This is a genomic window from Lacipirellulaceae bacterium (assembly GCA_040218535.1).
Lineage (GTDB): Bacteria > Planctomycetota > Planctomycetia > Pirellulales > Lacipirellulaceae > Adhaeretor.
The window spans coordinates 266,567-289,104 of the sequence record JAVJRG010000012.1 but is presented as its reverse complement, the minus strand read 5'-3'; the positions used below and the strand labels follow the sequence as shown (position 1 = coordinate 289,104).

General features: G+C 56.6%; 14 protein-coding genes. 10 read left to right on the top strand and 4 right to left on the bottom strand.

Annotated elements, in window-relative coordinates:
* Positions 1-92: 92 nt before the first annotated feature.
* A complete protein-coding gene (locus RIB44_15115; protein MEQ8617902.1) occupies positions 93-2,345 on the top strand; it encodes a biotin/lipoyl-binding protein in 2,253 nt (750 codons plus the stop codon).
* 37 nt (positions 2,346-2,382) lie between these two features.
* Here the strand turns inward: RIB44_15115 and RIB44_15110 are convergent, their stop codons facing one another.
* The 3 genes from RIB44_15110 to RIB44_15100 all read right to left on the bottom strand — a co-directional run bounded on the left by RIB44_15110 (position 2,383) and on the right by RIB44_15100 (position 8,931).
* On the bottom strand, positions 2,383-4,326 hold the full coding sequence (locus tag RIB44_15110; GenBank protein MEQ8617901.1) for a DUF4914 family protein: 1,944 nt from the start codon (positions 4,324-4,326) through the stop codon (positions 2,383-2,385).
* A 734-nt stretch (positions 4,327-5,060) separates the two neighbouring features.
* Complete coding sequence (locus tag RIB44_15105; protein ID MEQ8617900.1) at positions 5,061-7,376, bottom strand: alpha-galactosidase; 2,316 nt, start codon at positions 7,374-7,376, stop codon at positions 5,061-5,063.
* Between the two features lie 262 nt (positions 7,377-7,638).
* Positions 7,639-8,931: a hypothetical protein gene (locus tag RIB44_15100; GenBank protein ID MEQ8617899.1), complete on the bottom strand. Its 1,293-nt coding sequence runs from the start codon at positions 8,929-8,931 to the stop codon at positions 7,639-7,641.
* 353 nt (positions 8,932-9,284) lie between these two features.
* On the opposite strand from RIB44_15100, the gene RIB44_15095 reads away from it, so the two are divergent.
* The 9 genes from RIB44_15095 (at position 9,285) to RIB44_15055 (ending at position 21,604) form a co-directional block, all read left to right on the top strand.
* Complete coding sequence (locus tag RIB44_15095) at positions 9,285-9,743, top strand: transposase (protein ID MEQ8617898.1); 459 nt, start codon at positions 9,285-9,287, stop codon at positions 9,741-9,743.
* Positions 9,744-9,893: 150 nt separating this feature from the next.
* Positions 9,894-10,589 carry a hypothetical protein gene (locus RIB44_15090; protein ID MEQ8617897.1) on the top strand — a complete coding sequence of 232 codons (696 nt, stop codon included), beginning with the start codon at positions 9,894-9,896 and terminating at the stop codon, positions 10,587-10,589.
* A gap of 100 nt (positions 10,590-10,689) precedes the next feature.
* Positions 10,690-14,283, top strand: coding sequence for a hypothetical protein (locus RIB44_15085; GenBank protein MEQ8617896.1), 3,594 nt, complete (start codon positions 10,690-10,692; stop codon positions 14,281-14,283).
* A 45-nt stretch (positions 14,284-14,328) separates the two neighbouring features.
* A complete protein-coding gene (locus tag RIB44_15080; protein ID MEQ8617895.1) occupies positions 14,329-15,684 on the top strand; it encodes a hypothetical protein in 1,356 nt (451 codons plus the stop codon).
* 466 nt (positions 15,685-16,150) lie between these two features.
* The gene (gene glyA, locus RIB44_15075) at positions 16,151-17,413 is read left to right on the top strand and encodes a serine hydroxymethyltransferase (protein ID MEQ8617894.1); all 1,263 of its coding nucleotides are present in this window, start codon (positions 16,151-16,153) and stop codon (positions 17,411-17,413) included.
* Positions 17,414-17,470: 57 nt separating this feature from the next.
* The gene (locus RIB44_15070) at positions 17,471-17,863 is read left to right on the top strand and encodes a GxxExxY protein (protein ID MEQ8617893.1); all 393 of its coding nucleotides are present in this window, start codon (positions 17,471-17,473) and stop codon (positions 17,861-17,863) included.
* A gap of 56 nt (positions 17,864-17,919) precedes the next feature.
* Entirely contained in the window at positions 17,920-18,357 is a 438-nt protein-coding gene (locus RIB44_15065) for a response regulator (GenBank protein MEQ8617892.1), read from the top strand.
* Positions 18,358-18,786: 429 nt separating this feature from the next.
* Positions 18,787-20,775: a tetratricopeptide repeat protein gene (locus tag RIB44_15060; protein MEQ8617891.1), complete on the top strand. Its 1,989-nt coding sequence runs from the start codon at positions 18,787-18,789 to the stop codon at positions 20,773-20,775.
* Between the two features lie 4 nt (positions 20,776-20,779).
* Positions 20,780-21,604 (top strand): alpha/beta hydrolase, encoded by an 825-nt coding sequence (locus RIB44_15055; GenBank protein ID MEQ8617890.1) that lies wholly within the window; start codon positions 20,780-20,782, stop codon positions 21,602-21,604.
* Between the two features lie 159 nt (positions 21,605-21,763).
* On the opposite strand, the gene RIB44_15050 is transcribed toward RIB44_15055, so the two are convergent.
* Positions 21,764-22,303: a DUF2617 family protein gene (locus RIB44_15050; GenBank protein MEQ8617889.1), complete on the bottom strand. Its 540-nt coding sequence runs from the start codon at positions 22,301-22,303 to the stop codon at positions 21,764-21,766.
* Positions 22,304-22,538: the final 235 nt, after the last annotated feature.

The following is a 22,538-nucleotide window of genomic DNA, read 5'->3' as shown; positions in this document are numbered from 1 at the left end:
GAATTGTCTGTGTATCATTCCGGGCGAGACGTAGCTCGCAGGCTACCAATCATCCTCTCTACTTTCACCTCTCTACCTCCTACTTTCTCCAAATGGCAACCCTCGCTGACAGCATCGTCTCCAGCTCGTCGCGGCGGCTTGCCATTCGCGTTAGGCCTGACTTAACGGCACGCAAGCAGCGCTACCAGGGCCGCAATTATTGGGTTGTGAAAGAGCCTGTTAGCCTGCAGTATTACCGCTTCGAGGAAGAAGAGTTTGCCATCCTGCAGATGCTTGATGGTGAGTCGAGCCTCGAAGAGATTGCCGAGCAGTTCGAGGCGGACTTTCCACCGCAGACCATCCGTGTCGAGGAACTCCAAAACTTCATCGGCATGCTCCACAAGAGCGGCCTCGTGCTCTCCGATGCTTCGGGGCAGGGCGTTCAGCTCAAAGAACGGCGCGACGAGAAGAAACGCAAAGAGCTCATCGGCTCTTTAAGTAACGTCCTCGCTTTCCGTTTCCGCGGGTTCGACCCAGAGCGAATCCTCAATGGGTTGTACCCCTGGGTCAGTTGGTTTTTCACCCCAACCGCGACAATTCTAAGCTGCATGCTGGCCTTGGCTGCCGCCACGTTAGTGATCGTGCAGTTCGACGTTTTCCAATCACGCCTGCCCGATTTTCACTCGTTCTTTGCCGCGAAAAACTGGCTGGTGCTTGGTAGCGTGTTGATGGTCACCAAGGTCATCCACGAGTTCGGCCACGGGCTCTCTTGCAAACATTTCGGCGGCGAGTGCCATGAGATGGGCGTGATGTTCCTCGTGCTCACGCCTTGCCTGTACTGCAACGTGAGCGACTCTTGGATGCTGCCCAACCGTTGGCATCGGGCAGCGATCGGTGCTGCCGGGATGTACGTCGAGGTCGTGATTGCCTCGGTTGCCACCTTCATCTGGTGGTTTAGCGAGCCCGGCTGGCTGAACTATATGTGCCTGAACGTGATGTTCGTCAGCTCGGTCAGTACGATTCTATTCAACGCCAACCCGCTGCTCCGCTACGATGGCTACTACATCCTTAGCGATATCCTGGAGATACCCAACCTCCGCCAAAAATCTAGTTCGATCCTCAACCGAAAGCTCGGTAAGTGGTGCCTCGGTCTCGAAGAACAAGAAGATCCGTTTCTTCCTAAACGGCATCAAACGCTCTTCGCACTCTACACCGTCGCGTCGTTTATCTATCGCTGGGTGATCCTGCTCTCCATTCTGTACTTCTTGAATAAAGTCTTCGAACCGTACGGCCTGAAAGTCCTCGGCCAAGCGATCGCTTGTGCTTCGCTATACGGCTTGGTCGTGATGCCCTTTGTGAAACTCTTCAAGTTTTTCCGCGTTCCCGGGAGAATCCAAAAAGTGAAACGCCTGCGTATGTTCGTCTCGCTGCTGATCATCGCGGGACTGATCTCAACCTTGTTCTTGGTGCCATTGCCTTCGAAGGTGATCGCCCTCTTCGAGCTGGAGCCGCACGGCGCAGAGAGCGTCTACATCGAAGCGCCCGGCACATTGGAGTGGGCCGTCGAACCGGGTACGGTCGTCAAAAAAGGAGACCTCCTCGCCCAGTTGACCAACGTCGATCTGGAAATGGCCATCAAGCGGCTTGAAGGAGAAAAAGCCTCGCTCGAAACTCAGGTGAAGACGCTCAAGGGGATGCGCTTCCGCGAAGGGGGCGAGCAAGCCACCCTCGAACTGCGAGTCGTCCGCGAGAAACTTGCCGCGACTGAGGAACAACTCACCCAAAGACTCAAAGATCGCGACCGTTTGCGAATCACCGCGCCAATCGACGGCACCGTCATCCCACCACTCCGCGTTCCCGAACCCCCCGGCGACAAAGAGGAAGAACTCGCCACTTGGTACGGTTCTCCCTTGGATAAGAAGAACCTTGGCGCGCTGCTCACCCCCGACGGACCGCAGAACCTGCTTTGCCAGATCGGCGACCCGAAAGAGTGGGATGCCGTGCTGGTGATCAACCAAGACGACATTGCCGACGTCCGCCGCGGGCAAGAGGTGCGGATCATGTTCGAGGAGAGCGTCTACCACGTGTACGTAACCGAAGTGGAGTACGTCGCCAGCAACGAAGAACTCGACGTCGCCCCACCACGTTTGGCAAGTACCAGCGGCGGCCCGCTTCCCTCCCAACCCGACGCCGACGGCGTCACCCGCCCCATCGAAAAAGCCTACCGAGCCCAAGCCCGCCTAAGCGATCCCCAAGGCTTACTCCGCCACGGACTGATCGGCCAAGCACGCATCGAAACGGAGCCACGCACCGTGGCGGCTCGACTAGGTCGGTATCTGTCGCGGACGTTCAATTTCGATCTATAAGTTTGATCGAAGTAGGCTCGGTAGATTCGGTGGCCGATTAACTTCCCAGCCCCACATAATCCTCCGCCGATGCCCCGTCCAGGCACGCCTGGATGATCTTCCGTCCGTGCGGGTCGAGGTCGTCGACGAGGAACTCTTTCACCTGCTGGTGGAAGAAGTCGGTCAGCAGTTTTGCCCCAGCGTCGTAAGCGGCTTCGCCGACTTCGGGTTGGTTGGCGACATCCATGAACCAACTGCCGATCGTCTGGCCTTCGACTTGGATCGTCTCTTTGTTGTAACCCAACAGTGGGCAGCGGCTTGCTTTGAGGTCCTCGGTCTTGAATGGCGTGGCACCCCGGCGGGCGAGGTACTCGCGGGTGACCCATTGCGGAGCGAAGCCGACTTTCCAACAGCCGACGTGCTGGTTGGGGATCAGCACGAATTGCGTACTCGACGTGTCCATGATTTGGTCGAGCAGGATGTTCGCCTGATCGACTTTCCGCCCGGTAGCAAACGGCCAGAACGAGCCGACGCCTTCTGATTGCATGCCGCCTTGATCGACGATCGAAGGATTACCGTGACCTCGCGGGGCAACCAAACGCCAGAGCCAAGCTAGGGATGGCGGCAAGACATGGAACAGGCCGAGGATGCCGTAGGTCGGCTTCTCGGCGGTGCAGGGAGGACAACGGACGCCGAAACTGCGGATGTCGACCGTTACCGGTTCGCTCACGACGTTTGGAACGAATTTGCGAGGAACGACGACCCGTGGATTCGGACAGGGCGTCTCGGGGTCGTCCATTTTGTGTTCCCAGATGAGCGCCGTTGAAGCGGGCTGCGCATCAATGTTCAAGAACAGCAGCGGACCAGGCGGGTCGATGGTCAGCCGTTCAAGCTGTGGATCGATGCCGTAATGGTCGATATGGTTCACACGCACGAACCAAGCGTTTTCCGCGTCGATTAGCGTGAGTTTCTTCTGCGGGCCGTCGTGATGTTGCAAAGCGGAATGGCAGAGGGCCATGTCGTCGGTCACGGGACGTAGATCGCAACCCCGGGGCATGGTGAGCTTGCGTGTGTCGCCGGTGATGGTGTTGGTGCCCAACAGCAGTGTACCGTCGCGTTCGCGGTGCATGTGTTCGAGCATTTCGCTCTTGCCGCCACCCGAAGCCCCCTCGTGCATAATCACGGTCGAGTTTTCATACGGCGTGACGACTTCAACCGTCGAGCAATGCGCCGTCGTCCAAGGTTCCTCATCGCGCTCACCCAGGGTGAGCAACATTCCGTAGACGCCCTTCTTCGCCGAAGGACCGGGGTAAAGGTTATAGGAGAACAACTCGTGGAGATTGAAGTCGTTTTCTTGCTCGAAGCGGCGGTTATGAACGACTACCTGCTTGCCATCGAACTTCGTGTGGCGAAACGGCGGGGCGATGTAGAGAACCGCTTCATGGTTGTAGTTCGCCCCTTCGGCCTTCACTTCATCCAAAGGCACGATGCCTTGCAGCATGGCTAGGCCCAAAGCAAAGAAGCCTGCATTGGCCGGAGCAATCGCCACCGCGTTGAGCGGCTTATCCGGTAAACCGGTGCGAAAGAAGAATGCCGCGATCGGTTGCTCGCGGAGCCAGTCAAGCGTTGCTTCGCGTAAGTCGTTGAATGGCTCGTTGAACCGCTCCTGGTAGGTCGGCTTATCAGTGACGGTATCATCGCCCACGACCATGCAGTTCGGGTCGCGACGACGCATGTACGCTTCGAGATAGTTGGCGGCGACGCCGTTCTTGATTTGGCAGACCTCGACTTCGGGGCGGAACTTGCCATCGACGTCGTAACCAACCGTGTAACGACCATCGGGGGCGACTTCCCCGAGGCCCAGCGAGGCATCAGGCGTGGCAAGTTGGACCAACTCCTCGACGCTGCCGGCCAGATGCAAACGGCCCGCCTTTTCCGCCGCTTCCAGCACAGACATAGCGCTGTTGGAGAGAGTAAGTTCAGGGAGAGCAGAGAGGGGCATGGCGGGGGCTTTCGTAATGGCTGAGGGCGTTGTGGTTGGGACGAATCGGTGATTGTACCATGCCCTGGGGCGGGTGAAATAGTCGGTACATGTAGCCCTACCGCTCCGCGGTAGCAAAGCCAGGACCGTTCGACACGCTACATTCCTTTTCCGGATCAGAAGCACTGCACAGCTTTCGCGGTTCCTGTCGCGGAGCGACAGGGCTACGATGCGCGCAATCGTCGTAAGTCGTTCAGGCTCGATTTCTGCTTTTTGCACGGAAACGCGGTTTCACTGTGCAAAAGTCCCAGACGTTCGTATCGCAGACGACGACGAAACGCTTGCCAGCAAATGTCTTACACGATAGCAACTCCCGCGGCCTCTCGACTTTTGCTTTGCAGAAGTCTTCCTCAGGCCGTTTCGCCATTGCGACTTACGTCGATTGACGCGGTCGTCGATTGATCAGGTGAAGCCGCAGTGACAATACGGGACTCAATTTTACCAGGGCTGGTGGCCAATTTCGCCGGGGAAGGGATTTCGAAAGCGAGCGGCACGGCAGATGAAAGTCAGTTTCGTGCGTCGGCCGATGAAGCTGAACGCAATTGGGCAAACGCCTTTTGAGCGTAAGGACGATGCCACCTTATGCACGAACTGCGTACCTCAGTTCTTACGCTTTCGTGTAGAAAGACCACCTCCTTGGGCACGATCTCTACCCGGGGTTGGATTTGACGTACGAAGCGCGAGCTATGGGCTGGTTACTCGGGAGAGAAATGGGCAGTCCATTCAATTTCCCTGCTTTGCTCTGTAGACAGTCCCACCCGCAGAAACGAGCCCTTCTGCGTTTCGGACACGACCGTCACCGTGTCTGAAGCCACTTCGAACGAGGCCAGCTTCCAAGAAGTGCTCGATGCGGGTAGAGCAAATCTTAATTCGTACGGATCGCCGCCGACGAGTCTGCTGGTCCCAGAGAGGGTGCGTTCTTGCCGATTCCACTTCTCATGAACTACGTCGACGATGCCTTGCGTGATATGCCTGGATGTCGAGACAAGCACAGGGTGATCGGTAAGTTCGCGGAGCGCCAAGACGCGACAAGTAGCAGGCTCAAGTTCGGCAGCGAGCTTGGCGGTGAAAGGCGACAAGAACTCATTGCTCCAGTAGTCGAAGCCGACGTACTGCTTCGTGGGATCGAGTCCCAGCTTGGCAAGGTCGTAGTCGATTCGCTCGCTTTGCTTGTCGCTCCAGTTGTAGAGTCCAATGACATTGCGCAAGACCCCCGAGCGGTCGTCCTGCAGCAGCCAGATCTTGGCGAGCGGGTTTTCGAAGATGTCGACTGGCCGAGCAAAGGCGTCGTGGCTCGGCAGCGTGCGGCGGAGCATGTCGACGCGCTCCTCCGGAAGTTCCGGGAGCCATTCGCTGCAGACCGATAGGTGGCCCGAGACGGCGATCCAGGAGCAGATAAGCCTGGCATGGTGCAACGGCACGCTCGCTCGGATGTACAGCGGGTCGGGGTCGTTGTACCAGACGCGTCGGTGGAGGAAGTACCGGTTTGAGCTGTGCCAGGGGCCGCGGACCAGTCGGTCCCACTTGGCCCCGTTGTCGGGCCCTACCCGCATGGCGTCGACCAAGCCGTAGGTCGCACCAAACGAACGCATGTTCTGCGAAACGTTGCATCCCAAGAAGAAGACGTCGTCGCCGGCGGAGTCGCGGACCTGTTTCAAGCCGAGGCGGTAGGCCTCGATCGGCGTGATGTTCGGATCATGAACGCCCGGGACGCCGAGTTCGTCATCCTCGCGGTAGCCGTTGTTGATATAGGCCTGCTTGGTCGATGTGCCCATCCACAGGCCGTCCATCTTAAAGTACTTGTAGCCCCACTCGTTGGCCATGCGATTGCTCAGGAAACCGACGAAGTCGCGAACCCGAGGATTCGTCAGGTCGAGCGCCGTGCCGCCCCAAGGAGTATGGTACGGCGTACCGTCGGCTTTCTTCGTAAACCACGGTTGCTTGTCTGCGAAGTAGGGGGCACGTCGGTCGCCCGCGAACGGCATCCACCAGATGCCGGCGGTGAGGCCCAGGTCGGTAATTTGATCGGCAACCGGTTTCATGCCATCTGAGTATTGGCCTTCAGGTTTAACCCTTTCGAATACCTTGGCGGGTCCGTTGCGTTCCTTTCCATCCTGCCACCCATCATCGATTTGCACTAAGTCGAAGCCGTAGGGTTTGAGCTCCTGCGCGGCGGTTTTTGCTATCTCGATGATGCGTTCTTGGTCGCAGGCGCCGCCATGCGGATTGCTGTACCAAGTGCAGTAGCCTGCGGGTTGAGGCCGCAGTTTGATGCCGTAGTTCTGAGCGACCAGATCGGCGTACTCCTCAAGTCCTCGCCGGGCGTCCTTGAAGTGGCCGATGACAAACGTCTCACCTTCTGCCTGTTCCCCAGGAGCAATACGAAGGCGACCGTAGTCGATCCGGGCCCTGAGGGTCGCTTGGTCTTGCTGTTTTCCGCTGAACACAATCCCGCTGCCCCGGTCAGAAGACAGCCATGCCCCAACGACGCCGTGATTGGTCGCGGGATCAGCCAACGCCAGGAACATATAGCTTCCGGTTTGACCGTCGACAGCGGTCAAGCCAGCCGTGCCTAGCGCCTTGAGTGAACCGACAGGTTTGCCCAGGCTGAGCGCGGTATCGAGAAGATCGACCTCCTTGAGGTTGATGGTCCGGTCGCTAGTGTTGGCAAGCGTTGGCCGGAGGAACAGGAATTCGACATCTTCGTAGGCCGCTATCTGATCAACGCGCCCGTTGGCGTAGGTCAACTCAATCGCTTCGCCAGCCCCGAACACAGCGTGTTCTATCTCGACCACTCTCGCCGAAGACGGCTCTCGCGAACTCAGCTTGTCCCGGATGAACGTCGTGTCGGTATCTTTGGAGAGGATCGTGAGAACGCCGGCTCCTTGATCAAAGATCGCTGAGAGATGGCGATTGCTAATCGCTAACTCTTCAGCCGCATGTGCTCCAATCGGGGCGAAAGACGAAAGGAGGGCAACGAGAACGGTAGGTAGTGGGCAGTTTATAGTCATAGGTCCCATTGTGATCCCTCAGCTCGAACTTTCCAGTCCATCGCACAACGGCTTAGGCGAGACCCGCCCCCCTGGTCACAACGACAGGGCGGCACTGTTCGCTTATCCTTAAGTACAAAGGAGTGACCCTCATTTGCGTCCTAGGATTCCTGGCTATCCTACCCAAGTGTGAAACGCCGAGGCAATCAACAGAACGCTTCTAGTTGGATGGCGATGCAAGCCTACTCAGCAGCGTGCCCCTGAATTCAATCAAAGCACAGTCTCACCGTACCAACGAACCTAGTAACACCGAGACTTCATGCTGCGTCGACTCGCTGGCCGTCACCACGAGTCGGTGTTTGTCGATGGTTTGAATCACGGTGCCCGGCTCGCGGACTTCGATCTTTTCTTCGACTTTGCCCTCCTTGGTGAATTGATCGATGAGCAACTGTTCGATCTTCTTCATGTCGATCTCGTCGGTTAGGAGTCCGCGGATGTTGTAGGTGAGCCTGACGGTTGTCTTGGGGTCGTCGGTCGAAATGATCTTCACGCTGTTGCCTTCAATGCAATAAGTGAGATCAAGCTGGCCGAGCAACTCTTCAAGTGCCGCACGCGCGGTTCCCTCATCCGATTCGTAGGTGAGCAGTTGCTCGTCGAAGTCTTCGTGGCTTGGGTCTTTACGGAGTGGCTCCGGCAGACGAATTTCGACGTCGCAGAAGTCGCCGATGTATTCCAGGGCATCTTCCAAGGGTATCTCGATAAAGTCGATGAGAATCTTGCTATTCAAACGCGCGCGAACAGAGTCGTTCGAGACCTGAATGTCTTTGGTTTCGGAAGTTGTGACCGGCAGCCAATAGCCGTGGGCCTCCTGGAATCCCATCCGATTGGCCACCGCCGGCGAATGCTGCACGAGAGCATCTCGTGCGAGTTGACGTATCTGACGGTCCTCAGAGTCGGCCAGCGCGTCGAGGAGTCGGATGGTTTCCTTATCCAACGGGTGAGGCCTCGCATTGGCATCGCGATTGACTTGCCCCCAGCGTGATAGAAAGTTCAGCGTGGCAAGCGTCGCCTCAGGATGCTTGGCACTGAGCAGACGCTTGATAAGCTGTCGCTGAATCGACTGTGCTTCTGCGAATAAGTTGGTCATCTCCTCGACGTCTCGCCCCAGCGTTTCACGCATGCGTTCACCATCAACGCGCACTTCGTCGTGTTCCTGTTGAAGCCTGTCCAATTCATAATGGCGTTCGTGGATTTCACGCTTGAGTTGGTTGATGTGTTCGTAAGATTCCTCCAACATCGCTTTCAGCTTGGCGATGTCTTGTTCCTTACGCAGCGCAGCGATTTTCGCGTCCTTTTCACGCTCCCGTTTTTCTTCCGCTTCTTGTTGTCGACGCATGTAATCCTTTTGGGCTTGGGTTTCGCCGGAAAAAGGATCGTCGAAGGGGCCACCAAAGGGGTTGTCTGAAGAGTCCTCAAATGGATTGCCTTGAGCGAGACAGCGATCAGCGGAGATCGCAACCGAAAAAGTCAGCAGCAGAAGGTAGAGCAGAGTGAAATAGCGGACAGAATTTTTCATCGACAGGGCTCCAGGTTGAATCAGGAGTGGTGCGCCTTGATCAATTTATCCTGAGTGGGATTGCGCTGCCAGCGAAAGGAACCCAATGCCTAGCGGTGAGGCGTTGGGGCTGGGTGACAGTTACCTAGGGTTGCGCGGGGCTCCACCCTGGGCTTGCTTAGAGGCATCCCTTTGGGATTGGTCCAGGAAACTTGCCTCGCACGTTCAGCCGTGCCAGAATAGCCACGAAGTGGCGATCCTAGGTCAGCCCGGGGTGGAGCAATGGTGAGCAACAGCGAACCTTGCGAAACCCCGGGTATCAATCGCCCCATAACCACGAAAGCCCCAACGGGGCGACCTTATCTCCTTGAATTATGCCGCAATCGCTAGCCAAGGTTCTGGTTCATTTCGTCTATAGTACGAAACACCGCACGCCCTGGCTCGAGAGTGCTGACTTGCGAGAGCAACTCTACGCCTATAAAGCGACGATTCTGCGTGACGAAGTTGACTCGCCACCGCTCTTGATCGGCGGCGTGAAAGATCACGTGCATATTCTTTGCCAACTCTCTCGCAAAGTTGCCATCATGGACGTGGTGAAGAAAGCGAAGACAGAAACGGCCAAGTGGATCAAGAAACAAAGTCCGAGCCTCAGCGAGTTTCAATGGCAAAGTGGATACGGTGCGTTTTCCGTGAGCGAATCGAATGCACCAGCCGTGAAAAAGTACATTGTCCGGCAGGAAGAACATCATCAGACAATGACCTACCAAGACGAGTTTCGTCAGTTGTGTGAGCGGCACGGAATTGAATTGGATGAGCGGTATGTGTGGGATTAGGGTCGCCCCGTTGGGGCTGTTTGATTTTTTTGGGCCGACCCGTTTCCCAGGGTTAATTACCCAGGGTTAATTACCCAGGGTTAGTTTCCCAGGGTTGCGCGGGGCTCCACCCTGGGCTGGCATAAGGGCATCCCTACGGGATTAATTTGCATGGCGGATGCTGAAGAAGCACAACACGAATCGGCGAGTGAGCAACTCGCGGATTACTCCGTGCGTTACAGCACTCGCTCGCTTCTGATTGGCATGGTGGTAGCGGCAGTACTTTGTTCAGTTCTCGCGCCACTTGTGCGCGAATTGAAGATTGACGGGCAAATAAGTTTGGCAATTCTGTGGGCGAGTGCTCTAGTTTTTGCTGTCCCCTCAACATTACAAGCACTAGCAAAGCGTCGAAACTTTGTGGTGAAGTATCGCGATACCTGTTTGCTAGTGAAGGGAAGCCTACCAGGGTCTCGCGCAAGACGAGTGTTAAAGCTTGGTTGGTTTTTGTTCTTTCCAATCATGTTAACACTAGGTGCGGCGTTAGAAGAAAGTCCGCCACCGGGAGGATGGGGACTTTTCTCTGTGGTTGCTTTAGCGTTCTACGGCATTTTTATGAGCAGCCATCTAGTAAGTTTCGCGTTCGAATGGAGAAAGCCCGTTGCTCTAAGTGATGTGTCACTCATCGGCCTGGGTCAGCCCATCCCCTGGGCCTACATCCGCGGCATCAAGCGTACCAAGCACCCCGACACCTTCCTCCTCCGTCGCTACGACGGTGACCTGCGACTCAAGGTTCCCGCGGCAGATGTCGAGCGATTCCTCGCCCTACTTGAAGAGAAAACGGGTCACACGCTTGCCGGATCGTGCTAGCACTCGGATTGCAGTTCTCTGGTCTTGGATTTGCTAGGCCCCTAGAATTCGCAATTGCCCCGTTCTCTCAAGTGTCGCCCCCTAGGGTGAAGGTCCGCGCATGGCTCGTCGCCGGAAGACTTCTGCTTCAGAACCTCTAGAACTCGGCCCGTCACGGCATGCGCGAGGGAAGCGGAAGCGACGACGGTTCTTGGTTTTGCTTCTCCTAGCGCTCGTCGGTTTAGCTGCGGCGCTGCCGACGATTGTTGCCAATACGCCGTTGCGCGATGAAGTCATTGCCCGTGCGTTGCCGGAAGGGGCAGGCAGTGTGACGACGGAGAGTGCTAGCCTCGGCTGGACCGGCGGGCAGACGCTCAGGAATGTTCGATGGCTGGACGCGGAGGGGAATCCGCTGTTCGAGGCGGAAAGCGTTTCGCTCGATCGTTCGCTGACTTCGCTGATCGCCAACCGACGCGACTTGGGAACGATCAAGATCGTCCGCCCAGCAATCAATCTGATGACCTCCCCCGAGGGAAGCAACTGGGAGGCGGCACTCGCCCGACTTCGCGGGCAGAAGAAGGACGCGGAAGAGCAAGCCGACGTCGCGATTCAGCCTAAGCCTGTGGAGATCAATCTCAAATTAGAAATCACCGAAGGCGGCTTGGCCGCGCGCGACGTGGCGACTAGCCAGCAGTGGAACCTGCACGGGCTGAACCTGACCGCCATGACGGACACAGCCGCGGGAACTTGGGTGGCCGACGGCATAGCAAACGTGCAGATGGTATCCGCCGATGCGGCGCTCGCTTCTCAGCCCGGGAAGATCGAAGTCCAAGTCAAGTCGCCAGGCGGGGGACGACAGGAGCTACGGCTCGTCTCACAGCAGCTGCCATTGGAGCCGCTCGAGCCGTGGCTCGCACGGGTCGCTCCGGGGGCGCGAATCACGGGCGATGCGGCTTCCGATATAAGTGTCAACTGGCAATTACCTCCAGCAGACGACCCAGAAGCATTCACCGCTTTGGAGACGCGCGGCCGGATTGATTTTTCACGAGCAAAGTTCACCGCCGACGCGCTTGCGGGCGACGTGTTGCAACTCAATCAAGCTTCGATCGATACCAAGCTCTCCGCAGCCGGTGAACGGATTGCTGTTGAACAGCTTCAGATGGTCAGCGATTGGTTCAATGGTGATGTGAAAGGCAATTTCAATATCAACGAACTCCGTCGTCTGAGTTTGGAGCAGCTGCCTAGTGAGCCGGCGACGATCACCGGCTCAGTGGACTTGGTTTCCTTGACTCGGCAGCTCCCCAGAACCTTGCAAGTGCGTCGCGGTGTGCAGGTGGATTCAGGGACCGTGCAAGTGACAGCGCGAAGCTTGAATGGAGCGTCAGGGCGAAGTTGGGATGTGGATGCAGAAGTTCGCGACCTCAGAGGGACTGATGGACAGCGCGAGATTCGTTGGGATCAGCCGGTGAAAGCGTATGCTGAGCTGGTGGCCGCTCGTGGCTTAGCCGCTGGAGAAACCTCGGCGGCTAAGCCGCAAGCGGCGCGGTTAAATACCGTGACGTTTCGCTCGCCGTTTGCTTCGGCCAAGCTGGATGCCGTCGCGGAAGGGGCCGATGGGAACTTCCGTTTTGACCTTGCACAACTTGCCGATCAGCTCGGGCAGTTTGTTGATCTTTCCGCTTGGCAACTGCGTGGGACTGGCAGCGGGAAGCTGACAGTTAGAGAAACGGGAGAGAACGGTTTCCTCGCCACGTTGCTTGCTGATCTCGAACAGGTGGATGTTCGGCACGAAGGAACGCAAGTCTGGGAAGACGATCGGTTGCACCTTGATGTTCAGACCAGCGGGCAACATCAGAACTACGAGCTGAAGCAGCTTGCGAGTGCCACGCTAACGATGCAGGGCGTGAGCGACATCTTTACGGTCGAACTGCTCAAGCCGTTGGAACTTCAGCCCGCTGGTGCTGCCGATGGGAGCTTTACCGAACTGCATCTGAAAGGTCGCGGACCACTCACGCGTTGGGCTGGTCGCCTGCGCCCTTGGGTGGAAGGAATTCCCGAGGAGTTGAACGGCGCGACGACTCTCGATGCTCAGCTCGTGGTTGCTGACGGGCTGCTGAGCATGTCGAACGTCAATCTGGAGGTCGAAGACCTTCGTGGTAAGTGGGGTGAAGTTCGTTTCAACGAACCGCTTGCCAAACTGGTTGGCGATCTGCGCTGGCAAGCGGCGAGCCGTTCACTGGACTCACGTGCATTGCAGTTTACTTCTAGCACTGTAGCGTTTCGCAGCCAAAATCTCGCTGTGCAACTTGCTGCGGACACGCCGCCGGTTGCTCAGGGACGAATCGCTTACACGGTGGATCTTGAGCGCTTGGCAGATCTCGGTGGTATGCGGAGCGGAGACTCGACATGGCCCCGTGGAATCGCTCAAGGTGACCTCACGCTCGACAGTCGAGCCGACGAAGCGGCAGCAGACGTAACGTGCACGGTAAAGAATCTTGACTTGGTTGCCGTCGAGCAGGCGGCCGGTGCAGGCTACGGTCGCCCCAAAGTGTTATGGAACGAGCCAAAGCTGGAGCTCTCAGGCCGTATCGCCTACCAACAAGCCATCGACCGCTTGCGGCTTAGCCCCTTAAAAGTCATCGGACAAACCATCCAAGCATCCGGCACGACAGTTGTCGAGGAAGCAACCACCACACAAAGGTTGCAGGGCGACTTGACGCTCGCTTACGACGCAGCCGCGCTCGACAAGCTGATTGAGGAAAAGTTGGGTCCCGGTGCGAAGCTCCAAGGAGCCAATCAATCACGCGTTCAGTTTGTTGGCGTGCTGAATCCTGCGAACGTCGAGGAAGTCGATTGGTCGCGACGCTGGCAAGTCGTTGCCAACACCGGCTGGCAAGCGGCTGATCTCTATGGCTTACCGTTCGGACCTGCGTTGCTAGAAGCCGACTTGCGAGACGGGCAACTGCAGTTCAAGCCAATTGATTTAAAGGTCGGTCAGGGGCGATTTACGGCGAAGCCACAAGTGGTGTTGGATCCGCCGCCGCGGGTTCTGCAATTACCAAAGGGGCCGGTCATCACTCGGGTGGCTGTATCTGAAAAGGTGAGTGACTCATTACTCAAGTACGCTGCTCCGTTTCTAGCGGGAGCTGCGCGAGCTGAGGGAGAGTTCTCTCTCGATCTTGAGGGGGCACGTATCCCGCTGGATACGCCAAAGCGAAGCGATCTTGGGGGCCGTCTGACGATTCATCGGCTGGCCGTGCTGCCCGGCGAAACGACTAAACCGATGATCGACCTGCTGCGGCAAATCAATTTGCTCGCCCGTGGTCGCGAAATTCCCGCCGACGGCAACGTCCCCGCCGGTAACGGGATCACTATGCAAGAGCAACCGATCGACCTCCGGGTGGTTGACGGAAAAGTCTATCACCGCGAGATGCAATTTCTCGTTGACGATGTGCCCGTGAAAAGCACCGGCTGGGTCAGCTTCGACGAACAGTTGCACCTCGATCTCGAAGTGCCCGTGCAAGAAAAGTGGGTCCGCGGCAGCAAGTATTTCCGTTCACTCGCCGGCCAGAAGCTACGAATCCCTGTCCGAGGGACACTGACTCGCTGGAAAATTGACGACCGGGTAATCACCGACTTGATTCAAAACGCAGCCGGTGCCGTGATTGGGGATGAAATCAATCGCCAGTTGGAGAAGCTGCTCCGGGGGCGGTAGAGATAAGTCCGGCAGATTCGTTACATTCGTTGACAAACAATAACGATGCGAACTCTCATTTTTTTATTCTTGAACTTCGTGCTGCTCGGAGGTGTCACTAACGGCCAACTTCCACCCCCGCACAAAAGCGATCGCGCCGCGACCGAAAGCCAGGGCATTCGCGAGCTTCGCGGCAAATACCTGCGGCTATTCACAGACCTGCCTTCAAGCGAAAGCATCGACGAGCTTCCCGCAGCGTTTGATGCCGCAGTACCACTTTGGTGTCAGTACTTCGGCGTGGCGGAAGAGAAGATTGCCACATGGCGCGTGCAAGCGTTTTTGATCGGCGACCGCGAGAAGTTTGCCGAACTCGGCCTGCTCCCGACAGACAATCGTAACTTTCTCAACGGCTTCGCCCACGACCGCGAGTTGTGGTTGGTCGAACAGCCGAGCGACTACTATCGCCGCCACTTGTTGCTGCATGAAGGGACACACGCCTTCATGCTAGCGCATTTGGGCGGTGCGGGCCCAGGTTGGCACATGGAGGGACTTGCGGAACTGTTAGGGACGCACCGTTGGCATCCGGAGAATAAAGAACAGCCTCTTGAGCTTGCAGTGATGCCCGACGCGCGCAAGAACTTCCCGATGTGGGGGCGGATCAAACTCATCAACGATGCGGTGAAGGCGGACAAGTCTTACGGGTTGGTGGATGTGTTGCGTATCGACAACCGCCGTCCACTCGACACGCAGCACTACGCCTGGAGTTGGGCCCTCTGTTGGTTGTTGGATAACGATGTGAGATTTCAAAAGCAATTCCACGCGATGCGTCGGGGGCTGGACTTTGCTCCTGATGGGGGCCGCCGATTCAATCGACGCTTCTATCGTGGGATCGGACAGCGAAAGTGGCGTGACTTAGAAATCCAGTGGCTCGCGATGGTCTCGACCATGGACTATGGCTACGATCATCAGCGGATGAGAATCGATGAAGTGAAGACGACGTCCCCCGAACCTTCTCATGCAACGATAAAAGTTGCGTCCGATCGGGGATGGCAATCAACCGGCTGGCAGCTCGCTGCGGGCAAAAAGTACCAACTAGAGGCGACCGGGAGATACCGCATCGCGCTCGACCGCTCGACGGAGCCTCCGACTCCGTGGCCTTGCGAGCCAGGGGGCATCACGCTGGAGTACCACGAAGGACAACCGCTTGGGAGACTGCTGGCAGCGCTCGTACCCGTCGAAGGAAGTGTCGCAGTGGGGAAGAGTGGGACCGAGCGGGCAACGTTTACGCGTCCCTTGGCCGTAGGCCTCGGCGGCCTGCTCGAGCCGGAGTCCGACAGCGTACTCTATCTTCGCATTAACGATCACGCTGGCAGGCTTGTGGATAATGAGGGGAATGCAACGGTTACGATCTCTCCCAAGTAGGGCATCGCAACCGCTGCCCGATTGACACTCTTGGGCTCGACTTCGACAATGAATGATATGGCATACGCTAGGTTAGATGTTATTGCGACAGGCCTACCCCGAAGGGGTTTCATCCCATAGCCCAGGGTTCGATCATCACGAGCCCCAGCGAGTGTGATCGTACCCTGGGTTAGCGGAGATCAGCGAACATCGACCGAGCAGCAAGCCATGAGTACTGTAAAGCTTCATCGAGGTCGAAATGTGTAAGGTTTGCCTCGGCTCGTTGCGACCTCGTTCACGTGCCGCCGGTAATCATGCCTGATCGCTCGGTCGCTCCTTTGGGAGTAAACTATTACCCAGGGTGGCGATCCTCCTCGCTTAGGCTCGGACGATCTTACCCTGGGCTATGGGATGAAACCCCTTCGGGGTAGCGTTCAGGGCCTTACCGTTACCGAAAAGACAAATTCCTTCATTTCCAATTGAACACATGCCTAACTTTCTAGAAGACAGTGACCCAGAAGTCTGGTCGGCCGTTGCCAATGAAATCGAGCGACAGCAGGACGGGCTGGAGATGATCGCCAGTGAGAACTACACCAGTCCTGCTGTTATGCAGGCCGCTGGGGGCGTCCTCACGAACAAATATGCCGAAGGCTATCCAGGGCGGCGTTACTACGGTGGCTGCGAGCATGTGGACGTGGTCGAAACGCTGGCCCGTGATCGAGCGAAAGAACTCTTTGGTGCAGACTTCGCCAATGTCCAGCCGCACTCGGGTTCGCAAGCCAACATGGCGATCTACCTGGCGGCACTCGAACCAGGGGATACGGTCCTAGGGCTCGATCTGGCTCACGGTGGGCATCTCACACACGGGATGAAGTTGAACATCTCCGGGATGCTTTACAACTTTGTTAACTACGGAGTCCGAGAAGACGACCATCGCATCGACTTCGATCAAGTCGCGGCTCTAGCAAAAGAACACAAGCCGAAGTTGATTGTCGCAGGGGCGAGCGCCTATCCTCGTGAGATTCCGCACGCCAAGTTTGCGGAGATTGCTGAAGACGTCGGTGCGAAACTGATGGTCGATATGGCCCACTACGCGGGGTTGGTCGCTGCCGGCTTGCATGATAATCCGGTGCCCGTGGCAGACTTCGTGACGACCACCACGCATAAAACGCTCCGCGGTCCCCGCGGTGGTTTGGTGCTGGCGAAAAAGGAATACGCCAAGAAGCTCAACAGCCGGGTCTTCCCCGGATTGCAGGGCGGCCCGTTGATGCACGTGATTGCTGGCAAGGCGGTTTGCTTTGGCGAGGCGCTCAAGCCAGAGTTTAAGCTCTACGGCCAGCAAGTGATCGACAACGCGAAGACACTTGCTGAAACGCTGATCGCCGGTGGTTTAAACTTGGTCAGTGGCGGTACCGAAAACCACTTGATGTTGGTCGACGTGACGCCGCTGGGCATCGGCGGCAAGCAGGCCGAAACGACGCTCGACGCCTGCGGCATTACCGTCAATATGAATATGATCCCCTACGACCAGCGACAACCGATGGATCCCTCAGGTATCCGCATTGGCACGCCGGCGCTCACCACCCGTGGGATGGGCGAAGCCGAGATGAAGTCCGTAGGCGGCTGGATCCTGCAAGCTTTGTCCAATCCCGAAGACGACGGCGTGTTGCAAACAGTCCGCGGACAGGTGAGCGATTTGTGCAGCCAGTTCCCAGTGCCCGCGGCAGCAATTGAGTCAGCAGCCGTTTAGTTTGGAACCGCCAAGGACACCAAGAGCGCCAAGGCCAGATTGCTGAAAGAATCGAGGATGGAAGAGCCTGACCCAGCGGTTGATGACCTTGCTAGTCAGACGATTGGAGCTGCCATTGAAGTTCATAAGCATCTCGGTGCCGGATTTCTTGAAAGTGTTTATCAGCAAGCCTTAGCGATTGAGTTTAGAAGAAGGGGAATTTCCTTTCAGCGTGAAGCGCCGATAGCGTTACAATACAAAGGCGAGCCCGTCGGAGAAGCGCGACTGGACTTTCTTGTTGGCAACGAATTAATCGTAGAGCTAAAAGCTGTTGAGTCGTTCCACCCGATCCACGAAGCACAGGTTATCAATTACCTGAGAGCGACAAGCAAACAGCTCGGTCTACTTATCAACTTCAACACAACAAGACTTAAAGACGGTGGCATCAAGCGCATCGTTTACACAACCTAACCACTAACCATCAACCCCTTAGCGCTCTTGGCGTCCTTGGCGGTTCAAAACAAACCATGGCAGACAAACATCGCATACTTATCGCTGACGACAATGAAGCCAACGTCGAGCTGATGCTCGCCTATCTTGGCGAGCTCGACGTCGAGACGGAGGTCGCCGTTGATGGCGAGGATACGCTCGAAAAAGTGGCCGCGTTCAAGCCTGATCTCATCCTGCTTGACGTAATGATGCCAAAGCTCAGCGGCTTTGAGGTGTGCGAACGACTCAAAGAAGACGCTCAAACTCGCGACATTATGGTGCTGATGGTCACGGCGCTGAACGAGTTAGGCGACATGGAACGAGGAGTCAACTCGGGAACTGACGACTTCCTCTCCAAACCGGTCGATAAGATCTCGTTGCTCAAACGCGTGCAAAACATGCTGAAGCTGAGTAGCGTGACCGACGAACTCGAGCGGTTACGACGCTATATCGAAGAAATGGAAAGCGGGCGGTAGCTGTTAGCGTTTAGCCGTTATCCGTTAGCGATTAGCTTGTTCATTATCGCGTAATATCAATTAGACGAGAGTTTCCAACAATACCGCGAAGCGGTTCCATCCCATAGCCCAGGGTAAGACCATCACGAGCCCCAGCGAGTGTGGTCGCCACCCTGGGTGAGAAGGTTCCAACAAGAATCGACCGAGCTTAAGGGCATGCGTACCGAGAAACGAGATCGAGGTCGAAATGAAAACGGTTAACCTCAGCTCTTTGCGACCTCGTCAATGTTCCGCTGGTAGTCCGACCTTTTTGCTCGGTCGCCTTTGACGTTTGATCGTTTACCCAGGGTAGGTCGAAGCTCGCTGGGGCTCGCTATTGACCAACCCTGGGCTATGGTGCGAAACCCCTTCGGGGTAGATGCGATCGAATCCGATTACTGAACAACAGCCATGCCACCTTCCGTCCGATCCTTGCTGCCTCTACTTGCACTCTTGCTCACGGCTGCATGTCAAGTTCTCGTCACCACCGGATACGCCCAAACGAGCCCTGCCGAGCAAGCGCAGGAAATCGAAGCACTTATCGCCCAATTAGGTGACGACGAGTATCACCGGCGAGAAGCAGCCGAGCAGAAGCTTTTGCAATTCGGCCACGATGCCTTCGACCAGTTGAAGGAGAATGACGATCACGAAGACTTGGAAATCTCTTCCCGAGTCAATTACATCCTGCATCAGTTACGAATCGATTGGCTGCGTGAGGACGATCCGGCTGAAGTTCGCCAGTTGCTAACGCGTTATAGTGAGTTACCTGAGACGGAGCGAGGCGAACGGATCGACCGCTTGGCCCTCTTATCCGAAGGTCGCGGGGCGGTGGCACTGGCTAGGATTGCTCGCTTTGATTCCTCCCCAAGCTTGGCTCGCGAGGCAGCGCTGCAGTTGGCCGGACTTGAGGCCGACGCGATCCTCCAGGTAGCTTCAAAGATTGAGCGTGAGTGCGGTTCGAGTCAGCGAGCCCCCGTCGAGTGGGTTCGGGCGAGTCTCATTGAAGCGAAAACTCCCAAAGCCGCAGTTGCTTTGTGGGAGCATGCCATCCAAGCCGAGATGTACCGGCTAGAACGCGAAGGGATTTCTCAGGATACGGAGTGGCAACGGCTCGCGTTTTCTTTGTTGGCGCACGAGCTCAAGCTCTGCAATCGTTTGGAACTTGTCGACGAAACCACGGCGTCACTCGTTCGCCATGTGCAACTTAGCCAATGGATTTTGATCGATGGCCGACGGGGAGAAACGACGCAGGGGTTGGTGCACGTCTTGGACTGGATCATCAAGAACGAGCGGTGGCAAGTTCTGAAGCAGATTGAAACTCGTTACGAAGAAGATATTCGCAAAGAGCGAAAGCTCATCTACTACTTGGCAGCAGCTTACGACAAACAAGGTAAGCCAGAGCTCTCTGAGGAAACCGCACTGCGTGCCAGCGAACTGATTGCCGACGACGATGAGCAGCGCGTTCGGCTGGGAAGCTACCTGCTGCAGACGTTCGGCAAGCTTGCTTGGGCGGAGCGCGAGTGGCGGTATGTCGTCGATGGATTTGCCGTGGTGGACAAGAACGCCTTGTTGGCTCGGCGGTATCTGGCCGATTGGCACCACGACCGAGGAGAAGATCGCGAGGCGGCTGAGCTACTTGCCGCCAGTTGTGACGCGCTGGATAAGAATCCGCCCGCAAAAGCAAAGCTCAAGAAAGCACTGGCAGCTGATTACTACTTCTACGAACCGCTCGCCGCCCATTACGCCCGCCGACACTTGTATCAAGCGTGTCACTACGGGGCGCTAGGAGATGCTGATAACCAAGCCAAGCAGTTGACCCTGGCCGTGACCGCTTACGAGGACGACCCCGACATCCTGATCGCGATGTACCACGCCAAGAGCGAGGACGAAGAGTTCCGCAAACGCACCAAGGCGACCATCCGCAGGGTGAGCCGACGTTTGCTTGCCCAGATCGGGGACAACCCCGACAGTCCCGGGCTTTACAATCACTGGGCATGGCTTATTGGGAATACCGAGGGAGATTACCAGAAGGCGATCGCCTTTTCCAAAAAGTCATTGGAGTACTCCCCTGGGAACGCCGGTTTTCTTGATACCCTGGCTCGCTGCTACTTTTCAGCAGGTGAATTCGAAAAAGCGGTGAAGTATCAACGCGAAGCCGTAGCGAAGATGCCCCACGTCCAGGTGATGCAGAATCAGTTGGTAGAATTTGAAGAGGCGCTGGAGCAAGAGAAAGCGAGTGGAAAGAAGCCTGCAGCTCCCTCACCATCAATACCTCGCGAAGACAAGATCGAAAGGGCCGAAAAGTCCAGGGATTCCAAGTCGAAAGAGGCCAGGGAGAGAGCCGAAAGAATTCGCGAGCAGCGCACCAAGAATCGCAGCCCTTCTTTGGAGCAACGATAGCCAGATGACTAACATTCAGCGATCAACAATCAATAATATTACGCTCACTTACGAAGTCCAAGGCGATGGCACACCAGTCGTTCTACTGCACGGCTTTCCGCTTGATCTGGAGATGTGGCGACCGCAGATCGACGCGCTAGCGGCTGACTATCAGGTGATCGCTCCGAACTTGCGAGGGTATGGCCAGACACCAGAGAATCGGTCGACGCTCGCTGACAGTGATGCAACTTCCGGCGTGTCGATGCGTCAGTACACTGACGATGTGCTTGCTTTGCTCGACGAGCTAGGCGTCACCGAGCCGGTCGTCCTGGCGGGGTTCTCAATGGGCGGCTACGTCGGCTGGCAATTCGCACTGAACTACCCGGAGCGTCTGAAGGCTCTCATTGCCTGCGACACACGGGCGATCGCTGATTCCAACGAAGCCCGCGAGAAACGTCAAAAGATGGCCCGTCTGATGCAGTCGGCTGAAGACACTTCAGAGGCCACAGGAATGCTTTCGATGCTGCTCTCGGCTGCTAAACAGGAAGCGAAGGTCAGTGACGATGTACGTGAGATGATCCTTCGCCAAAATCCACTAGCGGTCTCAGCTTCTCAGCTTGGCATGGCGGAGCGACCGGACGTGACCGATCAGCTCAAAGACATAGCTTGCCCTGCACTTGTGCTCTGTGGCGAGAACGACGCGATCAGCCCTCCCGAAGAAATGCGAGGTATTGCTGAGGCGTTACCGAACGCGGAATACGTGGAGATCCCCGAAGCCGGACACATGACGACGCTTGAGAATGCCGAAGCGGTGAATGAAGCGCTGCAGCAGTTTCTGAAGAGCTTGTAGGGTATCGCCGAGGCACGAGGCATACCAAGAAATCGGTCGAATAGTCGAAGGGTCAAACGGTCGAAGAGAAACCCAAATTGCTCCCCTTCGACTCTTCGACCTTTCGACACTTTGACTTCATATGAGGTATGCCTCGTTCCTCGGCATACCCGACAGCTATTACGGCAACCGATACCACGATTGCACTTTGAGCATCGCGTAGTCGGCAGGGAACGTGTGAAACGCCTGCACGCGGAAGACTTTGTCTCGCGAATCGACATTCACGTAGCTAAGGGCACCGTCTTCAAAGCGTCCACTCGCATCAAATCGCTGAAGCATGCCGGCGCGGGTCGCTTGAAGAGTTAACTCTTTCTGATAGGCGGCAAATCGACCGGGATCGGAAGGCTCTAACGAGAAACGCGTCTCATGCGTGATGCCGCCGGTGGCCTGGAAAGTTTCGACGCGGTCGCCTTCGATCTTGTAGGTCTTCAGGCGACGACGTTCCGGCATTTCTTGAGCCGCTGAGCCAACGACCTCCGTGAGGACAAGGTCGCCGTAGTGCCAGGTGACGACGTGGCCACTGCTGGTGATCCAGACCTTCGCCTGATAGCCATTGCGTTCCACAGAACGATACTGATGAATCTGGAAAAGCTCAGGATGGACCGTCCGCCCAAGAAGTTGGTAGCTAAGCTCAGCCACTTTGGGGCGTACGGTAATCATCGCGAACCTTCTTTCACCAAGCGGGCTTGGTTTTATCGTTTCCTGACGAACACAAGACAAGTTGAGTTCGTCAGATGGTGCCTCAGGTAAGCCGCCTGATGTCTCCATTATAGTTAGCAAGGCGAACAACGACAAAGGCTGTTTCTTCAGGAAGTGAACTTGACAAACACTTCTCTCAAAAAATTTTTGCTTGACAAGCTTGTTCGCATAGGGTTTGCGCGAGAACTAATAGCGG